This window comes from Prosthecobacter sp. (assembly GCF_049294395.1).
GTDB lineage: Bacteria > Verrucomicrobiota > Verrucomicrobiia > Verrucomicrobiales > Verrucomicrobiaceae > Prosthecobacter.
The window spans coordinates 1-3,636 of sequence record NZ_JBAQCR010000155.1; the positions used below are offsets into that span (position 1 = coordinate 1).

At 64.0% G+C, this 3,636-nt stretch carries 4 protein-coding genes and 1 pseudogene; all 5 read right to left on the reverse strand.

The features are described 5' to 3' along the window. Nucleotides 1-256, reverse strand: a pseudogene (locus tag WAW39_RS10505) (hypothetical protein); the annotation flags it as partial. Between the two features lie 260 nt (nt 257-516). Continuing rightward, nucleotides 517-1,644 (reverse strand): exo-alpha-sialidase, encoded by a 1,128-nt coding sequence (locus tag WAW39_RS10510; protein WP_422318504.1) that lies wholly within the window; start codon nt 1,642-1,644, stop codon nt 517-519. 218 nt (nt 1,645-1,862) lie between these two features. After that, nucleotides 1,863-2,285 (reverse strand): hypothetical protein, encoded by a 423-nt coding sequence (locus WAW39_RS10515; RefSeq protein ID WP_422318506.1) that lies wholly within the window; start codon nt 2,283-2,285, stop codon nt 1,863-1,865. 48 nt (nt 2,286-2,333) lie between these two features. Continuing rightward, nucleotides 2,334-2,489: a hypothetical protein gene (locus WAW39_RS10520; RefSeq protein WP_422318508.1), complete on the reverse strand. Its 156-nt coding sequence runs from the start codon at nt 2,487-2,489 to the stop codon at nt 2,334-2,336. A 364-nt stretch (nt 2,490-2,853) separates the two neighbouring features. Next, nucleotides 2,854-3,636: tetratricopeptide repeat protein (locus tag WAW39_RS10525; RefSeq protein WP_422318510.1), on the reverse strand; the 783-nt coding region annotated here is incomplete at its 5' end.

Genomic DNA, 3,636 nt, shown 5'->3' on the forward strand with positions numbered 1-3,636 from the left:
GCATGTGCCGGGGGCGTGGTGTGGCGGCAGCGGGCACTCCTGGGCGCTGCGGCTGCCAGGCCATGCCCGCGACGCCTTCCGGCTGAAAAGGAAACGCATCGTCGGCGAGGTCAAAGAGATGCGAGTAAGCCTGGTAAATCGGGTGGATGTCGTCGTCTCCCGCGTCCCGCAGCGCCGCCTCATAGACCTGGTTCAGAGTCTCCCGTGAGATGGGTGCGTGAAGGGAGAGAATGCGCAGGGCTTCGTGAGTGGTCATAGGGACGGGGCGGCCATCGAAGCATTGAAGGAAATAGATGCCAGTGGTGTTTTACAACTACATAACATTTGCAGCGTGCTTGCCGAGAATGGCTGGTCGCAAGTGAATGGACAGGCAAAGCAAGGGGGGCGCAAACTCGCCGTGGCGCGTATGAGTGGCCCGTGTTGAAGGGTGGCATGGGAGCCACCGAAACCATGGTGCCTCAACGCCCGGTGAAGTGGCTGGGGGAGGCAGCGCGGCCCTTGCCTGCGGGGCCTTGGTTATTCCAGGCGGATGCGGGCGATGTAGATGGCGGCGGGGAGGGCGACGTGGCGGTTGGGCGGTGGCTTGCCGGTGCTGTCTTCGTGGGAGGAGTAGTAGCTGACCCAGAGCTCGTTATTATGCCATACCATGCCAGGGTAGCCGGTGTCGCTGCCGCCGCTGGGGAGGGTGAGGGCGATGTCGTAGTGCTCGCGATCCATGCTGGCGATGACGGTGGAGAAGGGCTTGCGGTAGCTGCGGCCCGCGGCGATGAGCGTGCTGTCCGGGAGGATGATGAAATTGGGCCCGCCGAGGCGGTGCTCTGTGGTATGCCATTGCCATTCGTGGTAGGGTGGGCGGCTGGTGCCGATGTAGCCAAAAAGGGTGCCGCGCTCGCGACGGACGAGAGCGATCATCTCGCCATCAGGCTGCATGCGCACGGTGGCTTCATTGGGCCGGCCGGGGACATCGAGGTGGGTGACGAGGTCCCACTTCAAGCCGTCAGTGCTGGTGACGAGCTGGGCTTTCCATGGATAGGGGCCGGGCGGCACGGGGCCGTCTGCCTCTGCGGCGGCGGCCACGGCGGGATCGGGGTGCTGGGCGCGGAGGTAGGAGTAGCTGATGCCGTAGGCCCGGCCCTGAAACCAGTCGATGCGCCAGAGCCACTGGCCTTCTTCCATGACTTTGGCGGGCGCTGTCCAGGTGAGGCCGTCGGTGGAGAACATGACGCGGGGCTGCTTGGTCTTGAGCAGCGCGGGCTGGGTGTCGTAGTTCCAGATGGAGCCGCCGGCGACGATCATGAGCTGGCCGTCGGGCTTGAGGGAGAATTTGGGATCGCGCAGATCGACGCCGTCTTCGGCGATGAGCGCGGCGGATTCCCAGGCGAGGCCATCGGCGGAGCGGAGGACGCGCACCTTGCCGTCATCGCCTGCGTGAGAGATGCCTTCGCGGAAGCAGCAGAACCATTGGTCGCGGTAGCGTGTGAGGTCGGTGAAGGCATTGTAGGCGCCTTTGTCCCAGATGCGTTTGGAGGTGACGAGCACGGGCTTGCGCACAGCGTCTGCAGCCGCGGCGGGCCTGCCGCAGAGAAGCGTGAGAGCCGGGGCGAGCAGGAGGAGAGTAAGCCAGGGGCGTGTGCGGCGGAGCATGGGCATGGGGCTTTAACGCGACCAGAACGCGCGATTGATGATTAAAAAATGAGGAGGGGAAGGGGCGCTGCCTTGATTCCATGCATCCAGCGGGCAAGTGAGGGGGCTTTATCTCAAGGTGACTTCACGGGTGTTTCTGCCATGAAGCGTTCAATTGGGGCTGGGGGCATCCAGGCGCATCTCGGACGCATGGTGGTAGGTGCTGGTATGGAGAGAAGTCAGCGCAGCAGGTGCACGAGCTGCAGGAGGCGGTAGCTGCTCCAGAGGAGGGCGGGGAAGGTGACGACGAAGACTGAGAAGAGCAGCCCGAGGCGGAAGAGGCGCGGGGTGAAGCGGGGGCTGAGGGTGGGGCGCATGAGGCGCAGGGGGCAGTCGATGAGCCAGCCGCCGGTGTAGGCGGCATTGGCGATGAGGGGGACGACCACGATGGCGGCGGGCTCCACGGCGTCTTCGCCGGGCTGGAGGACGCCGGCATTTTCAATGCAGGAGGTGAAGAGCAGGAGCGAGGCAAAGCCGATGATGCCGAGGATGGCATTGAATGGAATGCGCCGCCGCTCCCACCAGCCGATGATGCGCCCCGGAGTGACGGGCTCCTCGGGAGCTGTGAACAACCACTGCATGGTATGACGGATGCGTTTCATGGCGTGCTCAGTACACGTGGTGATGAGGGTGAACCGGTGGTTTGAGGATCAGCGTTTGACGGCTGCCGCGGCGATGCTGCCGTGTGTTTCATGGGCGGCAATGGATCCTCTGGTCTTGACGACGGGGGGCTGCCGTGCGGCGGCCAGGGCGTGAAAGGTGCTGAAGGCGGCGGCGCAGGCGATGAGTTTGGCGGGGGAGTTCATTGGATGGCAGCTTATCGGGTTGGACTAGGAGGAGATCGTACGGTGCGAGCATGAAGTATGCAACGTGCAAAAGTAAATGCTGCGAACGGGCAGGCGAATGAGAAGCCGGATGGGTGAAACGGAAATGTGACAAAGCGGGCGGCGAGTGCCGCAGTGGAAGGGGAGGCTGGTTTTTGAACCGGTTCCTTGAAGGGCGTGCTTCGCCATTTTCGGGGGTGCCGGCATGTCCAAAAAAGAGGCCAATCATGCCTCGCTTCGTCTTTTTCGGAGTCGAGCAGCCATCCTGACTATATTTTCAAACAAGCTGCTATCTTTGGGTATTTTATATTTTGGCCGGCCCGGCGCTCATTTCTTTCCCCCTTCATCACTTCCGGGCCTGCTGAAACTCCTGCACGCGCTGCTCGGCCTGGGCGCGCTGCTGCTGGGTGAGCCGGAGGGCCAGGTTTCGGGCTCCCTCCGCAGCGGGGGCGTCCCCCTGCGCGGCGGCCAGAAGATACCACTTCATGGCCTCCACCACGTCCGCCGCCGTGCCGGTGCCGGACTCGTAGTAAACGCCCAGATTCGCCTGTGCCGGCACAAGGCCCTGCTCTGCGGCTTTGCGATAACAGTTCAGGGCTTCGACACGGTCTTCCGCCACTCCAAAGCCGGACTCGTAGCAGGTGGCCAGGTGGTTCTGCGCCTTGGCATATCTCTGGGCTGCGGCTTTGGTGAACCATGCCACGGCCTGCGCCGGGTCCTTTGGCACGCCGGTGCCGCGCGTGTAGCACAGGCCCAGGGCTGTCTGCGCCGGCGCGTATCCCAGCTCAGCGCCTTTGCGGTACCACTGCACGGCAGTGGCGGCGTCCTGCGCCACGCCCACGCCTTTTTCATAGCACGCGGCGAGTTCATACTGCGCCACATCCAGCCCCTGCGCCGCCGCCTTTTGCAGCCATGCCACTCCGGCTGCGGGATCCTTCGTCACGCCGCTGCCGGCGAAACAGGCGCGCGCCAGATTGAACTGCGCCATGGGATGGCCCTGGTCGGCGGCTTTGCGGTACCACTTCGCCCCCTCGGTGGCATCCGGCGGTTTCCCCAGCCCGGAGACGCAGAGTGAGCCCACGAGGAACTGGGATTCCGCATCGCCCCGATTTGCGAGCATGATGATTTC